The organism is Microbacterium zouquanmingi (assembly GCF_052266675.1).
Classification (GTDB): domain Bacteria; phylum Actinomycetota; class Actinomycetes; order Actinomycetales; family Microbacteriaceae; genus Microbacterium.
The window spans coordinates 34,058-51,223 of the sequence record NZ_JBQPRA010000007.1; the positions used below are offsets into that span (position 1 = coordinate 34,058).

Consider the following 17,166-nt stretch of genomic DNA (forward strand, 5'->3'; position numbering starts at 1 on the left):
TGGACCCGGGCCTCTGTCCCGAGGTGTCGGCTGCTTTCGCGGCTTCTTGACCCTGCCTGCGTGTATTCAGTTGTGTGTCAGATCTGTTCGATCAGCCCTGGCGCTGCTTGTGGCGCGGGTTGCTCTTGCAGATCACCATGACGCGGCCGTGACGGCGAATCACCTTGCAGTGATCGCACATGGGCTTGACGCTGGGATTGACCTTCATGATGTTTCCTGTTCGCTGTCTTCGTACCGCCCCGGGCAGGGGCAGGCCGTTACTTCTCGACCGATCAGCGGTAGCGGTAGACGATACGACCGCGGGTGAGGTCGTAGGGGCTGAGCTCCACGACGACACGGTCTTCGGGGATGATGCGGATGTAGTTCTGTCGCATCTTGCCCGAGATCGTTGCAAGGACCTTGTGTCCATTGCTGAGCTCAACGCGGAACATCGCGTTGGGCAGAGCCTCGGAGATCACGCCCTCGATCTCGATGACACCGTCTTTCTTAGCCATAGCCTCGCTGACGCTTCTGCAGACCGGTCGATCTGCGTTGGATGGATGATTGTGATGCCGCTCCAGACGGACACGCCGAAACTGGGCGCAAGGCACCAACGCTCCATCTTATCCGCTATGGTGCCCCTCGGCAACTCGAGGTGGGTGCGGGCGGATCAGCCCAGCAGCTGCTCGATCTTCGCTGCGTCGCCGGCCTGCAGGTCGAGTCGCTCGCCGTTGATGTCGACGGTGGGTGTGCCCTGGATCTCGTGCGCGTTGGTCTGGTCTCCGATGAAGTCCATGTAGGTGCCGGCCGCGATGCAGTCCGCGGCGTCTCCCGCACCCACCTGGTCGGCGAAGGCAGCAAGTTCGTCATCGGTCAGACCAGTCGTGTTCTCGGCAGGCTGCTTCTCGAAGAGAAGGTTGAAGAAGTCGAGGAACGAGTCAGGTGCCGTCTCTGCCACGCAGTAGGACGCCGCGGCAGCACGCGTCGAGTAGTCGGTGTTCTGCGAGAAGCGGTCGAGGATCGAGATGGGGTGCACGTTGAGCGTGATGTCGTTGTTCGCCGCAGCCGCCTGGAGCTGCACACCGTACTGCTGCTCGAAAGCGTTGCACGCGGGGCACATGAAGTCCACGAATGTATCGACCTGATCTTCACCGGTACCGAAGCTGACAGCGCCGGTCTCATCGTTGATGATCGCGCTCTGCGGGGCGACGCCCGGAGCGCTCGCCTGATTGTTCAGGAAGACGACGAGTCCGCCGAGTGCCACGAGGACCACGACAACCGCGATCGAGATTCCGATGGCGAACCAGTTGGTGTTGCTCTTGGCAGCAGCGGCCATGACGTTCCGTTCAGTAGAAGGAGGGTGGCGCCGAGCGCCCATACCCTTTCATCTTTCCCCAGAATCCTATGCCCCCGCAGGGAGCGCGACCCCCTCCCTCACCCCCTGCTCGCGCTTTCCCCGGGCCATTCCCCCGCGAGAAACGTCCTTCTGCATGAGAAACGTGGTGCCAGCACCTGCCTCATGCAGTTAGCCGTTTCTCGCGCGCAGCGCAGGCGAGGTCAGGCGCGGTGATTCCACGGCTTCGCCCGCGAATTGTGCGTGAGCGTGACCAGCATTGCGTCTTGCCGCGGCCGGACGATCGGCACGCCGATGGACACCAGCGCCTGACAGAGGGGGTCACCTTCCAGATGCCGCGCATTTCCCATCGAGCGAATGGATGCTGGTGACGGCGAAGCCGATCCTCACGGCGCTTCTCGTCCTTGAGCTTGTTCGCCGCCTCGGCAGGATCCTCCAGGTTGTACTTGCCCCAGCCGTCAGACTCGCCAATAGCGCGGACCGACTTGAAGAAGAAGTCGACCCGGTCGAGTTCGCCCTCATAGAAGAACTCGCGCTGCAGCACCGGCACCTCGAACCCGCTCCAGAGGATGACTGCTCGGCTCACGCTTTCAGCGGGTGACTCCGCCAGCGGATCAGCCAGTTCTCACACCGATTGCATTCGTGCTCGCCCACGCTGATTCTGCTGGCCGCCGGCCCGCTCCCGAAGTTCGCTGCGCCTGAGCAGTCCGCCCTGCACCGGCGAGATCGAAGCATCCGTGATAGCGAGCGCCTGTGCCGGTGAAACGACCCGAACGAGATCGCAGACGGTGTCCAGCATGCTGGTCACGTTGGCCCCGTTGACCTGTTCGATCTCGCGGGGATCCCGACTGGTGTGCACACAGACATCTCCATACCGCCACGACGCAGTGCGATCGGGGTCGAAGACGTGGATGTCTTTCGGTTCGTTGAACTGCGGCAGGCCCCAGATGACAGCCGCCGACTCGAGGCAGAGCACAGCATCCGGGTTCTTGCGCAGGAACGCATACACGCGCACGGCGTACCTCTTGCGCGCCGGAAGCTTGTCATACGCGGCGCGGTCGACATATATCCCCTTGCGCACGCGCAGCCAGGCCGAATTCAGTCGGATGCCGAGCCGCCGAGTATCTTCGGTCGTGCACAGCGGAAGCGGGGAGACCGCGCACGCGCGGTCGAGCAGTGTCAATGGCATCCGCTCATCGTGCCCGAACCGGCGCTCTCACACGGCGCTATCCCCAGCTTCAGCTCGGACCGCGGATGGTGCAGGACAAGTCGTCACGCCACGAGAAATGGTTTGCCGCATGAAACAGGTGCTGGCACCACGTTTTTCATGCAGCAAGACGTTTTTCGCGCGGCGCGAGGCTACGCCACCGGCACCGGCACAATGCCGAACGGGGCGAGGCCCGCGGCGCCGCCGTCAGCGGCAGTCAGCACCCAGATACCGTCGGCGTGGAATGCGACCGAGTGCTCCCAGTGCGAGCCGTCAGTGCCGTCGACCGTCGAGACCGTCCAGTCGTCATCCTCGACCAGGGTGTCTTCTCCCCCGGCGGTGACCATCGGCTCGATCGCAAGGACCAGACCCGGCTTGATCTCAGCCCCTGGATCGGGTGTGCGGTAGTTGAACACGCTCGGCGCCTCGTGCATCTTGCGCCCGATGCCGTGCCCCACGTACTCGCGCAGGATGCCGTAGGTCGAGCCCGAAACCTCAGAAGAGCCCTGTGCCTCGATGTATTCCTGGATCGCCGCACCGATCTCGCCGATGTGAGAAACGGATGCCATCGCGGCGATCCCCGCCCACATCGAGCCCTCGGTGACGCGAGACAGCTCCGAGCGCCGCGCGACCAGTTCCGGTCGCTCCGGGTCGGGCACGATGAATGTCCGTGCACTGTCGCCGTTCCATCCCTGGAACTGCGCACCGCTGTCAACCGAGACGATATCGCCGGGCGCCAATACGCGTGCGCTGGGGATGCCGTGCACGACCTGCTCGTTCACCGAGATGCACGTGGTGTGGCGGTAACCGCGCACGAGCTTGAAGTTCGACTCGGCGCCACGGTCCGTGATCGCAGCGGACGCCGCAGAGTCAACCTCCGCTGTCGACGCCCCGGCACGAATCGCCGCGCCAGCAGCGTCGAGTGAGGCTGCGGTGATGAGTCCAGGTTCGATCATCGCCCGCAGCTGCGCTGGGGTCTTGTAGATCGAGCGACGGAACACAGCTCAGGCCGCGAGCGTCAAGCCACGCGCCTGCAGCGCCGACATGATCCGCTCGGTGATCTCGTCGAGCGAGCCGACGCCGTTGATGCGGTCGACGATGCCTCGCTCACCGTAGACAGCGAGGATCGGCGCAGTCTCGTTCTCGTAGATGTCGAGACGGTGCGCAATGCCCTCTTCGGTGTCGTCCGAACGGCCCTGCTCTTCTGCGCGAAGCTTCAGACGCGCGATGCTCTCGTCGCGCGGAACGTCTAGCAGAATGATGGCATCCAACGACTCACCACGAGCGGTGAGGAACTCGTCGAGGTGACCGACCTGTGCGGCGTTACGCGGATAGCCGTCGAGCAGGAAACCATGCACAGCGTCATCCTGCGACAGGCGATCGCGCACGATCTCACCGGTCAGCTCGTCGGGCACGAGATCCCCACGGTCGAGAATCGCGGTGACCTGCTTGCCGAGGTCGGTTCCGCCCTTGATGTTGGCGCGGAAGATATCGCCAGTCGAGACGACGGGGATACCGTAGGCCTCAGCGATGCGCACGCCCTGCGTGCCCTTGCCGGAGCCCTGCGGGCCGACGATCAGAAGACGAGCGGATGCTGCGGTGTGCTGAGCCTGTGTCAACGGAGAAGCCCTTCATAGTGACGCTGCTGGAGCTGCGCATCGATCTGCTTGACCGTCTCCAGTCCCACACCGACGATGATGAGGATCGACGCGCCGCCGAACGGGAAGTTCTGGTTCGCGTTGACGGTGGCCAGAGCGATGAGCGGGATGAGTGCGATCAGACCGAGATAGATGGACCCCGGGAACGTGATGCGCGTGAGCACGAAGTCCAGGTACTCGGCCGTCGGACGCCCCGCGCGGATGCCGGGGATGAATCCGCCGTACTTCTTCATGTTGTCGGCGACCTCGACCGGGTTGAACGTGATCGCGACGTAGAAGTAGGTGAATCCGATGATCAGCAGGAAGTAGACCGCCATGTACAGCGGCTGGTCGCCTGTGGTGAAGTTCTGCGAGATCCAGACGACCCAGCCGGCCGGCTCCGAACCATCCTGCGGAGTGTTGAACTGTGCGATCAACATCGGGATGTACAGCAGCGACGACGCGAAGATGATCGGGATCACACCCGCCATGTTCACCTTGATCGGGATGTAGGTGTTCGTGCCGCCGTATGTGCGGCGACCGACCATACGCTTTGCGTACTGCACGGGAACTCTGCGCTGCGATTGCTCGACGAACACGACGAGGCCGGTGACCACGATTCCGATTGCGAGAACAAGCAGGAATGTCTCGAAGCCGTTCGACTCGAAGATCATCCACATCGCGGACGGGAAGGTCGCAGCGATCGAGGTGAAGATGAGCAGCGACATTCCGTTGCCGATACCCCGCTCGGTGACCAGCTCTGCGAACCACATAATGAGGCCCGTACCCGCGGTCATGGCGATGATGATGAGCAGCTGAGCCCACCAGACGTCATTGGTCAGCAGCTGCTGACAAGCGGCGATGTCGGTTGTTCCGAACAACTGGCCGCTTCGCGCGACCGTCACGAGAGTCGTCGACTGTAGCAGTGCAAGTGCGATCGTGAGGTAGCGGGTGTACTGGGTCAGGCGGGCCTGTCCTGCCTGACCTTCCTTGTGCAGCGCCTCGAAGTGCGGGATGACCACACGAAGCAGCTGCGTGATGATCGTCGCCGTGATGTAGGGCATAACGCCAAGAGCGAAGATCGAGAGCTGGAGCAGAGCGCCGCCCGAGAAGAGGTTGACCAGGCTCAGCAGCCCTTCAGTACCCGCATTCAGACGCAGGCACTCTTCGACGTTCGGGAAGTGCACGAACGGAGCCGGCACATGCGAGCCGAGCCGGTAGAGGGCGATGATCGCCAGGGTGAAACCGATCTTCCGCCGTAGGTCGGGGGTGCGGAAGATCCGCGCGATAGCGCTAAACAAGGGCGTTCCTCCAGGAATGGTTGCCGGTCCGCTGAGGGCGGCCGAAAGACCAGCGTAACGCAGAGAGGGGCCGGAGAATCTCCGACCCCTCTCTGATGTGACTACTTGACGGTTCCGCCAGCGGCCACGATCTTCTGCTCAGCAGATCCCGAGACCTTGTCGACCGAGACGGTGAGCTTCACATCGATGTCGCCGTTGCCGAGGACCTTGACCTTCTCGTTCTTGCGAACGGCGCCCTTTGCGACCAGGTCGCCGACGGTGACGTCGCCGCCCTTCGGGTACAGCTCCGCGAGCTTGGCCAGGTTCACGACCTGGTACTCGACGCGGAACGGGTTCTTGAAGCCGCGCAGCTTCGGGGTGCGCATGTGCAGAGGCATCTGCCCACCCTCGAACCCGATGCGTACGGTGTTGCGAGCCTTGGTGCCCTTGGTTCCGCGACCAGCGGTCTTACCCTTGGAGCCCTCACCGCGACCGACACGGGTCTTCGCGGTGTTGGCACCGGGGACCGGACGCAGGTGGTGAACCTTGAGCACTCCTGGACGGGAGGCCGGAGCATCCGCCGCAGGCTTGGCCTTCTTCGCAGCAGGCTTCTTCGCAGCGGGCTCAGCCTTGGGTGCCTTCGCGTCGGCAGCGGCCTTTGCAGGCGCCTTCTTCGCAGCGGGCTTCTTCTCAGCCGCAGCCTTGGGAGCGGCAGCCTTCTTGGCGGGGGCCTTTGCGGCCTTCTCCTCGACGGCGTCGTTCTTCTCAGCCATTAGTCGATCTCCTCAACCTTTACGAGGTGGGCGACGGTCTTGACGTAGCCGCGCGTCTGCGCGTCGTCGGGGCGAACGGTGGTGTCACCGATGCGCTTGAGACCGAGGCTGCGCAGCGTGTCACGCTGGTTCTGCTTCTCGCTCACCTTGGACTTGATCTGGGTCACCTTCAGACGGGCGGCCATCAGGCACCTACCTTTGCAGCGGCTGCAGCAGCCGCCTTTGCCTCGTTACGGATGATGATGCCCGGAACGACGGCGTCGTAGTCAAGACCACGACGAGCCGCGACAGCGCGAGGCTCCTCAAGGCTCTTGAGCGCCGCGACGGTCGCGTGCACGATGTTGATCGTGTTCGACGAACCGAGCGACTTCGACAGAACGTCGTGGACACCAGCGCACTCGAGTACGGCGCGAACCGGACCACCAGCGATAACACCGGTACCAGCAGCAGCCGGACGGAGCAGAACGACACCGGCAGCGGCCTCGCCCTGAACCGGGTGCGGGATCGTGGTGCCGACGCGGGGAACACGGAAGAAGTTCCGCTTGGCTTCTTCGACACCCTTGGAGATGGCGAGAGGAACTTCGCGGGCCTTGCCGTAGCCGACGCCGACCAGACCGTTGCCGTCACCGACGACCACGAGAGCGGTGAAGCTGAACCGTCGACCACCCTTCACGACCTTCGAGACGCGGTTGATGGTGACGACGCGCTCCAGGAACTGGTTGTCCCCACGGTCACGCGAGTTGCGGTCACGGCCACCCTGGCCGCGGTCGCGGCCACCGCGGCGGCCCTGGCGCTCGTCGCGCTGCGGCTGCTCGGTGGACGCAGCGGTCTCGACCGGTGCGTTCTCAGCAGCAGGCTGCTCGGTGGTCACTTCGTTCTCCTTGTTGTCACTCACAGTGCCAGCCCCCCTTCGCGGGCGCCGTCGGCGATCGCCGCGACACGGCCGGCGTAGCGGTTACCACCGCGGTCGAAGACGACCTCGGTGACACCGACAGCCTTGGCGCGTTCTGCGACGAGCTCTCCGACTTTGCGGGCCTTGGCGGTCTTGTCACCGTCGAACGAGCGCAGCTCGGTCTCGAGGGTGGACGCCGAGGCAACGGTGTGGCCCTTGCTGTCGTCGACCAGCTGGACGAAGACGTGGCGGGCCGAACGGTTCACGACAAGACGCGGACGCGCCTCGGTGCCGACGATCTTCTTGCGAAGACGGGCATGACGACGCGCGCGGGCGTCGGACTTCGACTTCACAGCCATGGTTACTTACCAGCCTTTCCGGCCTTGCGACGCACGACCTCGCCGGCGTAACGCACGCCCTTGCCCTTGTACGGCTCGGGCTTGCGGATCTTGCGGATGTTCGCAGCTGCCTCGCCGACAGCCTGCTTGTCGATGCCACTGACGGTGAGCTTGTTGTTGCCCTCGACCGTCAGGGTGATGCCCTCGGGCGGGTCGATCAGGACCGGGTGCGAGAAGCCGAGAGCGAACTCGACCGAGCTGCCCTTCTGCTGCACGCGGTAACCGGTGCCGACGACCTCGAGGCCCTTGGTGTAGCCCTGAGTGACGCCGATGATGTTGTTGTTGATGAGCGTGCGGGTCAGGCCGTGAAGCGACCGGGACTCACGCTCGTCGTCGGGACGGGAGACAACCACCTGGGTGTCCTCGACCGCGACCTCGATGGGGCTGGCCACATTGAGGGTGAGTTCACCCTTGGGGCCCTTCACCGCAACCGCACGTCCGTCAACCGAAATGGTGACGCCCGCGGGGATCTCGATGGGAAGTCGTCCAATACGCGACATTTCGAATTACCACACGTAGGCGAGAACTTCTCCGCCTACGCCCTTCTGCTCAGCCTGACGGTCGGTGAGAAGACCGGAGGAGGTGGACAGGATGGCCACGCCAAGGCCGCCGAGGACGTTGGGGAGCTCCGTGGACTTCGCGTAAACGCGCAGGCCCGGCTTCGACACGCGCTTGATGCCCGCGATCGAACGCTCACGGTTGGGACCGTACTTCAGCGTGAGGGTGAGGTTCTGTCCGACGCGTGCGTCACTGACCTCGTAGCCGGAGATGTAACCCTCCTGCTTGAGGATCTCGGCGATGTTGGTCTTGAGCTTGCTCGACGGCAGAGACACGGAGTCGTGGTGTGCCGAGTTCGCGTTGCGCAGACGGGTCAGCAAGTCTGCGACCGGGTCTGTCATTGTCATGAGTATTTTCCTTTGATCATGAGGTTTCGGCTGCCGTTACACGACAGACGACCTTCTATGAGATGCAATCTTCAATTGTAAGCGCACACCGGACCCCTGCCCGACGGGCAGGGGTCCGCAGTGTTACGCCTTTGCGTCCTCCGCCTGGAAGGGGAAGCCGAGGTGACGGAGCAGTGCCCGACCCTCGTCGTCCGTCTTCGCAGTGGTGACGACGGTGATGTCGAAGCCGCGAACGCGGTCGATCTTGTCCTGATCGATCTCGTGGAACACGCTCTGCTCCTGGAGACCGAAGGTGTAGTTTCCGTGGCCGTCGAACTGCTTGCCCGACAGGCCGCGGAAGTCGCGGATGCGGGGCAGTGCGAGCGAGACGAGACGGTCGACGAATTCCCACGCACGGTCGCCACGGAGGGTGACGTGCGCGCCGATGGCCTGGCCCTCACGCAGCTTGAACTGCGCGATGGACTTCTTGGCCTTCGTGACGATCGGCTTCTGGCCGGTGATCTTGGTGAGGTCCTCGACCGCACCATCGATCACCTTGCTGTCGCGAGCCGCCTCACCGACACCGGTGTTGACGACGACCTTGACGAGACCGGGGATCTGCATCACGTTCTCGTAGCCGAATTCTTCCTGCATCTTCTGCTGGATTTCGGCCTTGTACTTCTGCTTCAGGCGCGGCTGGATCTTGCCAGCCGGCGCGGCAGTCTCGGTGCTCATCAGAGGTCCTTACCTGACTTCTTCGCGTAACGCACACGAACGATGCGCTTGACGCCGTCCTTGGTCTGCTCCTCGACCCGGCGGCCGACGCGGGTCGGCTTCTTGGTCTCGGGGTCGACGAGTGCGACGTTCGAAATGTGGATGGGAGCCTCGAGAGTCTCGATGCCGCCCGTCTTGGTGCCACGCTGCGTCTGGCCGACGCGGGTGTGCTTGGTGATGTAGTTCACGCCCTCGACGATCACGCGGTTCTGCGCGGCAAGGATCTCGAGGACCTTGCCCTGCTTGCCGCGGTCTCCGCCGCGCTCGGGCTTAGCACCCGAGATGACCTGAACCAGGTCACCCTTCTTGATGTTCGCCATGATCAGATAACCTCCGGGGCGAGCGAGACGATCTTCATGAACTTCTTGTCACGAAGCTCGCGACCGACCGGTCCGAAGATGCGGGTGCCGCGAGGCTCCCCGTCGCTCTTCAGGAGGACGGCGGCGTTCTCGTCGAACTTGATGTAGGAGCCGTCCGGACGACGGACAGACTTCTTGGTACGGACGATGACGGCCTTGACCACATCGCCCTTCTTGACGTTTCCACCCGGGATCGCGTCCTTGACGGTGGCGACGATGGTGTCACCCAGACCGGCGTAACGGCGGCGCGAACCACCGAGAACACGGATCGTGAGCAGCTCCTTCGCGCCGGTGTTGTCGGCGACCTTGAGGCGGGATTCCTGCTGAATCACTATTACTCCTTAAGTAAGCCTGCGGCTTACTTGGCCTTTTCGACGATCTCGACCAGACGCCAGCGCTTGGTGGCGCTGAGCGGACGGGTCTCGCTGATGACGACCAGGTCGCCGATGCCCGCCGAGTTGGTCTCGTCGTGCACCTTGCGCTTCTCGGTACGGCGGATGACCTTGCCGTAGAGCGGGTGCTTCACGCGGTCTTCGACCTCGACAACGATGGTCTTGTCCATCTTGTCGCTGACGACGTAGCCGCGCTGCGTCTTGCGGTAACCGCGGGCGTTCTCGTCACGCACATCGTGCGAGACGGGAGCTTCCGCTGCCGCTTCCTTCTTGGTGGCCATTACTCAGCCTTCCCTTCGGCGTCAGCCGAGGCATCCTCGGTCTTCTTCGCCTTCGACTTGGACGCCTTCTTGGCCGGGGCCTCGACGGGCGCGGGCGTGGCACGAATGCCCAGCTCGCGCTCGCGGATCACCGTGTAGAGGCGCGCGATGTCGCGCTTGACGGCGCGGATGCGGCCGTGGCTTTCCAGCTGGCCGGTAGCCGACTGGAATCGGAGGTTGAAAAGCTCCTCCTTGGCCTTACGCAGCTCCTCAACGAGGCGCTGGTCTTCGAACGTGTCGAGCTCTGCCGGGGCGAGCTCCTTGGTGCCGATCGCCATTACGCGTCGCCCTCCTCGCGCTTGATGATGCGTGCCTTCAGAGGCAGCTTGTGAATGGCTCGGGTCAGTGCTTCGCGAGCAAGTTCCTCGCTGACACCGCCGACCTCGAAGAGGACGCGACCCGGCTTGACGTTTGCGACCCACCACTCGGGAGAACCCTTACCGGAACCCATGCGGGTTTCAGCAGGCTTCTTCGTGAGCGGACGGTCGGGGTAGATGTTGATCCACACCTTTCCACCACGCTTGATGTGACGGGTCACCGCGATACGAGCTGCCTCGATCTGACGGTTGGTCACATACGCGGGGGTCAGAGCCTGGATGCCGTACTCGCCGAAGGAGACCTTCGTGCCGCCGGTAGCCTGACCCGAGCGACCCGGGTGGTGCTGCTTGCGGAACTTGACCTTACGGGGGATGAGCATTATGCCGACGCTCCTTCTGCAACAGGTGCCTCGTTACGCGGGGCACGACGACGGTCGCCACCACGGTCGTCGCGACCGCGTGACTTCGGCGCGTTGGCCTGCTCGCGAGCGAGCTCCTTAGCGGTGAGGTCACCCTTGTAGATCCAGACCTTCACGCCGATGCGGCCGAAGGTGGTCTTCGCCTCGTAGAAGCCGTAGTCGATGTTCGCGCGCAGTGTGTGCAGCGGCACACGACCTTCGCGGTAGAACTCCGAGCGGCTCATCTCGGCGCCACCGAGGCGGCCGGAGACCTGGATGCGGATGCCCTTGGCTCCAGCGCGCTGCGCGCCCTGGAGGCCCTTGCGCATCGCACGACGGAACGCCACACGAGCAGAGAGCTGCTCGGCGATGCCCTGTGCGACGAGCTGAGCGTCAGCCTCGGGGTTCTTCACCTCGAGGATGTTCAGCTGGATCTGCTTGCCGGTGAGCTTCTCGAGGTCACCGCGGATGCGCTCGGCCTCGGCTCCACGACGACCGATCACGATGCCCGGACGGGCGGTGTGAATGTCGACGCGGACGCGGTCGCGGGTGCGCTCGATCTCGATGTTGGAGACACCAGCTCGGTCGAGCTGGGTCTTCAGCAGGTTGCGGATCTTGACATCCTCGGCCACGTAGTCGGCGTAACGCTGCCCCGGCTTGGTCGAGTCCGAGAACCAACGAGACACGTGGTCCGTGGTGATTCCGAGGCGGAAGCCGTACGGGTTTACTTTCTGGCCCATTACTTGCTCGCCTTCTTCTTGCTGTCGCCCTCAGCCGCAGCAGCGACCTCAGGCGTCGAGAGCACGACCGTGATGTGGCTCGTGCGCTTCTTGATCTGGAAAGCGCGACCCTGTGCACGGGGACGGAAACGCTTGAGCGTCGTGCCCTCGTCGACGTAGGCATTAGCTACGTACAGGTCCTGCTCGTCGAGGTACTCGCCGTCACGATCCGCCTTCACCTGTGCGTTGGCGATAGCCGACGCGACAAGCTTGTAGATCGGCTCACTGGCGCTCTGCGGGGCGAACTTCAGGATCGCCAGAGCTTCCTGGGCCTGCTTGCCCTTGATGAGCGCGACGACACGACGAGCCTTCTGAGGGGTCACGCGGATGTGTCGCACGCGTGCGATGGACTCCACCATTTCTCTCTCCTCTATCGTCGCCGCGTTAGCGGCGACGGCCCTTCTTGTCGTCCTTCTCGTGGCCGCGGAAGGTGCGGGTGGGCGCGAACTCGCCCAGCTTGTGACCGACCATGGTCTCGGAGACAAACACAGGAATGTGCTTGCGTCCGTCGTGGACCGCGATCGTGTGACCCAGCATTGCCGGGATGATCATGGACCGGCGAGACCAGGTCTTGATGACGTTCTTGGTACCGGCTTCGTTCTGCACGACGACCTTGCGAAGCAGGTGCTCGTCGACGAAGGGGCCCTTCTTGAGACTCCGTGGCATCTTCTTCTACTCCTACTTACGCTTCTTGCCGGCGGTGCGACGACGCACGATGTACTTGTCGCTTTCCTTGTTGGCGTGACGGGTACGACCCTCGGCCTGACCCCAGGGGGAGACGGGGTGACGTCCACCGGACGTCTTGCCCTCGCCACCACCGTGCGGGTGGTCGACCGGGTTCATCGCGACACCGCGGACGGTCGGGCGGATGCCCTTCCAGCGGCTGCGGCCGGCCTTACCCCAGTTGATGTTCGACTGCTCGGCGTTGCCGACCTCGCCGATCGTGGCGCGGCAGCGTGCGTCGACGTTGCGGATTTCACCCGACGGCAGACGAAGCTGCGCGTAGGGGCCGTCCTTAGCAACCAGACGAACGGATGCTCCGGCCGAGCGAGCCATCTTCGCGCCGCCGCCGGGGCGGAGCTCGATCGCGTGGATCACGGTACCGGTGGGGATGTTCTTCAGCGGAAGGTTGTTGCCCGGCTTGATGTCAGCCGATGCGCCGTTCTCGACGACGTCGCCCTGCTTCAGCTTGTTCGGGGCGAGGATGTAACGCTTCTCACCGTCGAAGTAGTGCAGCAGCGCGATGCGTGCGGTGCGGTTGGGGTCGTACTCGATGTGAGCGACCTTGGCGTTCACGCCGTCCTTGTCGTTACGACGGAAGTCGATGACGCGGTACTGGCGCTTGTGTCCACCACCGATGTGGCGGGTGGTGATGCGGCCCTGGTTGTTACGGCCACCGGTCTTGCTCAGTGGGCGCAGCAGCGACTTCTCGGGCGTCGATCGAGTGATCTCGGCGAAGTCAGCCACTGACGAGCCACGGCGACCGGGGGTCGTGGGCTTGTACTTGCGAATAGCCATGATTGTCCTTTATCCCCCGGGTCAGCCGATTGCCGTGAAGATGTCGATGGTGCCCGACTTCAGAGCAACGATGGCGCGCTTGGTATCCTTGCGCTTTCCGGTGCCGAAGCGGGTGCGACGGGCCTTGCCGACGCGGTTGATCGTGTTGACCGACGCGACCTTGACGTCGAAGATCTTCTCGATGGCGAGCTTGATCTCGGTCTTCGAAGCGCGCGGGTCGACGAGGAAGGTGTACTTGCCTTCGTCGATCAGCGAGTAGCTCTTCTCAGAGACAACCGGCTTCAGAATGATGTCGCGGGGGTCCTTGTTGAACGCCGACTGGAGGGCGCCGTTCTGCTCGGTCATGCCGAGACCTCCTCGGTTGCGCTGGTCTTGGAGGCGATGAAGCCCTCAAGAGCGGCCTTGGTGAAGACGATGTCGTCGGAGACGATCACGTCGTACGCGTTGAGCTGGTCGAAGCTGAGCACGTGGAGGTTCGCAAGGTTGCGGATGCTCTTCGTGGTCAGTTCATCGTTGCGCTCGGTGACGACAAGGATGTTCTTCGAGGATGCGACGGTCGCGAGGAAAGTCGCGGCTGCCTTGGTCGAAGGAGCTCCGTCGATGCCGAAGGACTCGATGGCGTGCAGACGCTCACCGCGGAAGCGGTCGCTGAGCGCACCCAGGAGGGCGGCAGCGATCATCTTCTTGGGGGTGCGCTGCGAGTAGTCACGCGGCTTCGGGCCGTGGACGATGCCACCACCGGTCATGTGCGGCGCGCGGATCGAGCCCTGGCGGGCGTTACCGGTGCCCTTCTGCTTGAAGGGCTTACGGCCAGCACCGGAGACCTCACCACGACGCTTGGTCGAGTGCGTTCCCTGGCGAGCCGCCGCGCGCTGCGCGACGACGACCTGGTGGATCAGCGGAATGTTCGTCTTGACGTCGAAAAGCGCGGCGGGCAGCTCGATGGAGCCAGCCTTCTTGCCGTCGGCATTGAGAACGTCGAGCGCGAGAGTCGAGTCAGCCATGATCAGGCACCCTTCACTGCGTTGCGGACGTAGACGACGCGGCCACGAGCACCGGGGACGGCGCCCTTGACGAGCAGCAGTCCCTTCTCGGCGTCGATGCCGTGCACCGTCAGGTTGAGGACGGTCACGCGCTCGCCACCCATACGGCCGGCCATGCGCATGCCCTTGAAGACGCGGCTCGGGGTCGACGATGCGCCGATGGAGCCGGGCTTGCGGTGGTTGCGGTGTGCACCGTGCGATGCCGAAACGCCCTTGAAGTTGTGGCGCTTCATGACACCAGCGGTGCCCTTGCCCTTGCTGGTGCCGACGACGTCGACCAGCTGACCGGCTTCGAAGAGTCCGTCAACCGTGATCTCCTGACCAAGCGAGTAGTCAGAAGCATCCGCGGTGCGGATCTCGGTGACGTGACGGCGCGGCGTAACGCCGGCGGCCTCGAAGTGAGCGGTGAGGGGCTTGTTCACCTTGCGGGGGTCGATCTGGCCAGCAGCGATCTGAACAGCGTTGTAGCCGTCCTTCTCGGGCGTGCGGACCTGGGTGACCACGTTCGGTGCCAGCTCGATGACGGTGACGGGGACGAGTTTGCCGTCCGCGTTCCACACCTGGGTCATGCCGAGCTTGGTGCCCAGCATTCCCTTGGAAATCTTTGAATTGATGTCAACCATGCGAGACCCCTTACAGCTTGATCTCGATGTTGACGTCAGCCGGGAGGTCGAGACGCATCAGCGAGTCGACAGCCTTCGGCGTCGGGTCCACGATGTCGATGAGGCGCTTGTGGGTGCGCATCTCGAAGTGCTCGCGGCTGTCCTTGTACTTGTGGGGCGACCGAATAACGCACACGACGTTCTTCTCGGTCGGAAGCGGCACGGGGCCGACGACAGTCGCGCCCGCACGGGTCACGGTGTCGACAATTTTGCGCGCCGACGTGTCGATGACCTCGTGGTCATACGACTTCAGGCGAATGCGGATCTTCTGTCCCGCCATTGTCTGCTCATCTCTCTATAAAGCGTCGTACCGTCCAGAGCCGGATGACTCTGGGGCATTGGACGCACTGCGCCACTGTTCTTCTATCAGCCCGTCACGCACGACGAAACGTCGATGCGAGGTGTCGGGGCTTGTCCTGCTACCCGCGGCCTAGAACCCTGCGCTTATGCGCCGCCTATGCACTGCCGTGGTAGTGATCCTTCCAGCGCGCATAGCGCACCTCCGGAATGTGGAACTTATCTATTCTGCCATGGCCGATTTCACTTACGCAAACCCGGGCGTGTCGCGCTCGATCCCCGCATGAGCAGAGCGAAGGCGGCGCATCCGAAAATGCGCCGCCTTCAGTGGGTGAGACTACTCGTTGCCAATCGATTTGTCCGCTGCGTCGCGGATCTCGTCGATCTTCGCCGAGGCGTCTGGGGCGATCTTCTTCGCGAAGTCCGCGACTCCGTCGAGCACCTTGTCGCTGACGTCTTCCGCCTGCTCGCTCTTGAGCGCGCTGTCGACCTTGTCCTTGTTCTGCTCGTACAGGTCCTTGCCCTTGTTCACCAGATCGTCGATAGCCATGTGCGGGTCCCCCTTCGGATCTCTGTCACCAACGGGCACCCGTCGGCACTCCCCATTGTGCACTGTGCACCGGCTACGAGGAAGCGTGCCGGTCAGGAGAACGACAAAGGGGCCGAGCCCGAAGGCCCGACCCCTGTGCTGAAGTAAGAGAACTTACTTGTTGATCTTCGTGACCGTACCGGCGCCGACGGTGCGTCCACCCTCACGGATGGCGAAGCCGAGGCCCTCTTCCATGGCGATCGGCTGGATCAGCTCGACCGACATGTCGGTGGTGTCACCAGGCATGACCATCTCGGTGCCCTCAGGCAGCGAGATGACGCCGGTGACGTCGGTGGTGCGGAAGTAGAACTGCGGGCGGTAGTTCGTGTAGAACGGGTTGTGACGGCCACCCTCGTCCTTGGACAGGATGTACGCGGTGCCCTCGAAGTTCGTGTGAGGGGTAACCGAACCCGGCTTCACGACGACCTGGCCGCGCTCGACGTCCTCACGCTTGAGGCCACGGAGCAGCAGACCACAGTTCTCGCCGGCCCACGCCTCGTCGAGCTGCTTGTGGAACATCTCGATACCAGTGACCGTGGTCTTCTGCGTCGGGCGGATGCCGACGATCTCGACCTCGGAGTTGATGGCGAGGGTGCCACGCTCGGCGCGGCCGGTGACGACCGTTCCACGACCGGTGATGGTGAAGACGTCCTCAACAGGCATGAGGAACGGCTTGTCGCGGTCACGCTCCGGGTCCGGAACGCTGTCGTCGACAGCCTGCATGAGCTCGAGGATCGCGTCGACCCACTTCTCTTCGCCTTCGAGTGCCTTCAGAGCCGAGACCTTGACGACGGGTGCGTCCTCGTCGAAGCCCTGGCCGGCGAGAAGCTCGCGAACCTCGAGCTCGACGAGCTCGAGGATCTCTTCGTCGTCAACCATGTCGCTCTTGTTCAGCGCGACGAGCAGGTACGGAACGCCGACCTGCTTGGCGAGCAGAACGTGCTCACGGGTCTGAGCCATCGGGCCGTCAGTAGCGGCAACCACGAGGATCGCGCCGTCCATCTGAGCAGCACCGGTGATCATGTTCTTGACGTAGTCGGCGTGGCCGGGAGCGTCAACGTGTGCGTAGTGACGCTTGGGGGTCTCGTACTCGATGTGCGAGATGTTGATCGTGATACCACGCTGGCGCTCTTCCGGCGCCGAGTCGATCGTGGCGAAGTCACGCTGCACGTTGGTGTCCGACGGGTACTTGTCGGCGAGCACCTTGGAGATGGCTGCGGACAGCGTCGTCTTGCCGTGGTCAACGTGACCGATGGTTCCGATGTTGACGTGCGGCTTGGTCCGCTCGAACTTGGCCTTGGCCACTGGGTCCTC

The 17,166-nt window shown here is 63.5% G+C and carries 30 protein-coding genes; all 30 read right to left on the bottom strand.

Annotation, left to right across the window (positions count from 1 at the left end; translation table 11 throughout):
• Positions 1 to 91: 91 nt before the first annotated feature.
• Entirely contained in the window at positions 92 to 208 is a 117-nt protein-coding gene (rpmJ, locus tag ACTU6V_RS14455) for a 50S ribosomal protein L36 (RefSeq protein ID WP_033106073.1), read from the bottom strand.
• Positions 209 to 272: 64 nt separating this feature from the next.
• On the bottom strand, positions 273 to 494 hold the full coding sequence (gene infA / locus ACTU6V_RS14460; protein WP_017201569.1) for a translation initiation factor IF-1: 222 nt from the start codon (positions 492 to 494) through the stop codon (positions 273 to 275).
• A 155-nt stretch (positions 495 to 649) separates the two neighbouring features.
• Positions 650 to 1,315, bottom strand: a complete 666-nt coding sequence (locus ACTU6V_RS14465) for a DsbA family protein (protein WP_443475909.1) — start codon at positions 1,313 to 1,315, stop codon at positions 650 to 652.
• Positions 1,316 to 1,496: 181 nt separating this feature from the next.
• Complete coding sequence (locus ACTU6V_RS14470; protein ID WP_443475910.1) at positions 1,497 to 1,919, bottom strand: hypothetical protein; 423 nt, start codon at positions 1,917 to 1,919, stop codon at positions 1,497 to 1,499.
• A gap of 39 nt (positions 1,920 to 1,958) precedes the next feature.
• A complete protein-coding gene (locus tag ACTU6V_RS14475; RefSeq protein WP_443475911.1) occupies positions 1,959 to 2,522 on the bottom strand; it encodes a hypothetical protein in 564 nt (187 codons plus the stop codon).
• Between the two features lie 170 nt (positions 2,523 to 2,692).
• A complete protein-coding gene (gene map, locus ACTU6V_RS14480; protein ID WP_443475912.1) occupies positions 2,693 to 3,541 on the bottom strand; it encodes a type I methionyl aminopeptidase in 849 nt (282 codons plus the stop codon).
• A gap of 3 nt (positions 3,542 to 3,544) precedes the next feature.
• The gene (locus tag ACTU6V_RS14485; protein ID WP_443475913.1) at positions 3,545 to 4,159 is read right to left on the bottom strand and encodes an adenylate kinase; all 615 of its coding nucleotides are present in this window, start codon (positions 4,157 to 4,159) and stop codon (positions 3,545 to 3,547) included.
• On the bottom strand, positions 4,156 to 5,478 hold the full coding sequence (gene secY, locus ACTU6V_RS14490; RefSeq protein WP_417508686.1) for a preprotein translocase subunit SecY: 1,323 nt from the start codon (positions 5,476 to 5,478) through the stop codon (positions 4,156 to 4,158). The genes ACTU6V_RS14485 and secY overlap by 4 nt, the downstream gene beginning before the upstream one ends.
• Positions 5,479 to 5,579: 101 nt before the next feature.
• Positions 5,580 to 6,230 (bottom strand): 50S ribosomal protein L15, encoded by a 651-nt coding sequence (gene rplO, locus ACTU6V_RS14495; RefSeq protein ID WP_443468820.1) that lies wholly within the window; start codon positions 6,228 to 6,230, stop codon positions 5,580 to 5,582.
• Positions 6,230 to 6,415 (bottom strand): 50S ribosomal protein L30, encoded by a 186-nt coding sequence (gene rpmD, locus ACTU6V_RS14500; RefSeq protein WP_017201575.1) that lies wholly within the window; start codon positions 6,413 to 6,415, stop codon positions 6,230 to 6,232. The genes rplO and rpmD overlap by 1 nt, the downstream gene beginning before the upstream one ends.
• Complete coding sequence (rpsE, locus tag ACTU6V_RS14505; protein ID WP_443468819.1) at positions 6,415 to 7,125, bottom strand: 30S ribosomal protein S5; 711 nt, start codon at positions 7,123 to 7,125, stop codon at positions 6,415 to 6,417. The genes rpmD and rpsE overlap by 1 nt, the downstream gene beginning before the upstream one ends.
• Positions 7,122 to 7,481: a 50S ribosomal protein L18 gene (gene rplR / locus ACTU6V_RS14510; protein ID WP_443468818.1), complete on the bottom strand. Its 360-nt coding sequence runs from the start codon at positions 7,479 to 7,481 to the stop codon at positions 7,122 to 7,124. Before rplR ends, rpsE begins: the two co-directional genes overlap by 4 nt.
• A gap of 2 nt (positions 7,482 to 7,483) precedes the next feature.
• Positions 7,484 to 8,020, bottom strand: a complete 537-nt coding sequence (gene rplF, locus ACTU6V_RS14515) for a 50S ribosomal protein L6 (protein WP_417508693.1) — start codon at positions 8,018 to 8,020, stop codon at positions 7,484 to 7,486.
• 6 nt (positions 8,021 to 8,026) lie between these two features.
• On the bottom strand, positions 8,027 to 8,425 hold the full coding sequence (gene rpsH / locus ACTU6V_RS14520) for a 30S ribosomal protein S8 (RefSeq protein ID WP_443468817.1): 399 nt from the start codon (positions 8,423 to 8,425) through the stop codon (positions 8,027 to 8,029).
• 123 nt (positions 8,426 to 8,548) lie between these two features.
• Positions 8,549 to 9,139 (bottom strand): 50S ribosomal protein L5, encoded by a 591-nt coding sequence (rplE, locus tag ACTU6V_RS14525; protein ID WP_443468816.1) that lies wholly within the window; start codon positions 9,137 to 9,139, stop codon positions 8,549 to 8,551.
• Positions 9,139 to 9,498 carry a 50S ribosomal protein L24 gene (rplX, locus tag ACTU6V_RS14530; protein ID WP_443468815.1) on the bottom strand — a complete coding sequence of 120 codons (360 nt, stop codon included), beginning with the start codon at positions 9,496 to 9,498 and terminating at the stop codon, positions 9,139 to 9,141. Before rplX ends, rplE begins: the two co-directional genes overlap by 1 nt.
• Positions 9,499 to 9,500: 2 nt before the next feature.
• Positions 9,501 to 9,869 carry a 50S ribosomal protein L14 gene (gene rplN / locus ACTU6V_RS14535; RefSeq protein WP_378745198.1) on the bottom strand — a complete coding sequence of 123 codons (369 nt, stop codon included), beginning with the start codon at positions 9,867 to 9,869 and terminating at the stop codon, positions 9,501 to 9,503.
• A 26-nt stretch (positions 9,870 to 9,895) separates the two neighbouring features.
• Positions 9,896 to 10,210, bottom strand: coding sequence for a 30S ribosomal protein S17 (gene rpsQ, locus ACTU6V_RS14540; protein ID WP_206476036.1), 315 nt, complete (start codon positions 10,208 to 10,210; stop codon positions 9,896 to 9,898).
• Positions 10,210 to 10,527, bottom strand: coding sequence for a 50S ribosomal protein L29 (gene rpmC / locus ACTU6V_RS14545; RefSeq protein WP_147037971.1), 318 nt, complete (start codon positions 10,525 to 10,527; stop codon positions 10,210 to 10,212). Before rpmC ends, rpsQ begins: the two co-directional genes overlap by 1 nt.
• Positions 10,527 to 10,946, bottom strand: coding sequence for a 50S ribosomal protein L16 (rplP, locus tag ACTU6V_RS14550; RefSeq protein WP_417508700.1), 420 nt, complete (start codon positions 10,944 to 10,946; stop codon positions 10,527 to 10,529). Before rplP ends, rpmC begins: the two co-directional genes overlap by 1 nt.
• Positions 10,946 to 11,704 (bottom strand): 30S ribosomal protein S3, encoded by a 759-nt coding sequence (rpsC, locus tag ACTU6V_RS14555; protein WP_443468814.1) that lies wholly within the window; start codon positions 11,702 to 11,704, stop codon positions 10,946 to 10,948. The genes rplP and rpsC overlap by 1 nt, the downstream gene beginning before the upstream one ends.
• Positions 11,704 to 12,102 (bottom strand): 50S ribosomal protein L22, encoded by a 399-nt coding sequence (gene rplV / locus ACTU6V_RS14560; protein ID WP_194421677.1) that lies wholly within the window; start codon positions 12,100 to 12,102, stop codon positions 11,704 to 11,706. The genes rpsC and rplV overlap by 1 nt, the downstream gene beginning before the upstream one ends.
• A 25-nt stretch (positions 12,103 to 12,127) precedes the next feature.
• Positions 12,128 to 12,409, bottom strand: a complete 282-nt coding sequence (rpsS, locus tag ACTU6V_RS14565) for a 30S ribosomal protein S19 (protein ID WP_017201589.1) — start codon at positions 12,407 to 12,409, stop codon at positions 12,128 to 12,130.
• Between the two features lie 12 nt (positions 12,410 to 12,421).
• On the bottom strand, positions 12,422 to 13,261 hold the full coding sequence (rplB, locus tag ACTU6V_RS14570) for a 50S ribosomal protein L2 (RefSeq protein WP_443468813.1): 840 nt from the start codon (positions 13,259 to 13,261) through the stop codon (positions 12,422 to 12,424).
• 21 nt (positions 13,262 to 13,282) lie between these two features.
• Complete coding sequence (gene rplW / locus ACTU6V_RS14575; RefSeq protein WP_417508709.1) at positions 13,283 to 13,606, bottom strand: 50S ribosomal protein L23; 324 nt, start codon at positions 13,604 to 13,606, stop codon at positions 13,283 to 13,285.
• Positions 13,603 to 14,265 (bottom strand): 50S ribosomal protein L4, encoded by a 663-nt coding sequence (gene rplD, locus ACTU6V_RS14580; protein ID WP_443468812.1) that lies wholly within the window; start codon positions 14,263 to 14,265, stop codon positions 13,603 to 13,605. The genes rplW and rplD overlap by 4 nt, the downstream gene beginning before the upstream one ends.
• A gap of 2 nt (positions 14,266 to 14,267) precedes the next feature.
• Positions 14,268 to 14,927, bottom strand: a complete 660-nt coding sequence (rplC, locus tag ACTU6V_RS14585; protein ID WP_417508713.1) for a 50S ribosomal protein L3 — start codon at positions 14,925 to 14,927, stop codon at positions 14,268 to 14,270.
• Between the two features lie 10 nt (positions 14,928 to 14,937).
• A complete protein-coding gene (gene rpsJ, locus ACTU6V_RS14590) occupies positions 14,938 to 15,246 on the bottom strand; it encodes a 30S ribosomal protein S10 (protein WP_017201594.1) in 309 nt (102 codons plus the stop codon).
• Positions 15,247 to 15,600: 354 nt separating this feature from the next.
• On the bottom strand, positions 15,601 to 15,813 hold the full coding sequence (locus ACTU6V_RS14595; RefSeq protein WP_443468811.1) for a hypothetical protein: 213 nt from the start codon (positions 15,811 to 15,813) through the stop codon (positions 15,601 to 15,603).
• Positions 15,814 to 15,966: 153 nt separating this feature from the next.
• Positions 15,967 to 17,157 (bottom strand): elongation factor Tu, encoded by a 1,191-nt coding sequence (tuf, locus tag ACTU6V_RS14600; protein WP_443468810.1) that lies wholly within the window; start codon positions 17,155 to 17,157, stop codon positions 15,967 to 15,969.
• Positions 17,158 to 17,166: the final 9 nt, after the last annotated feature.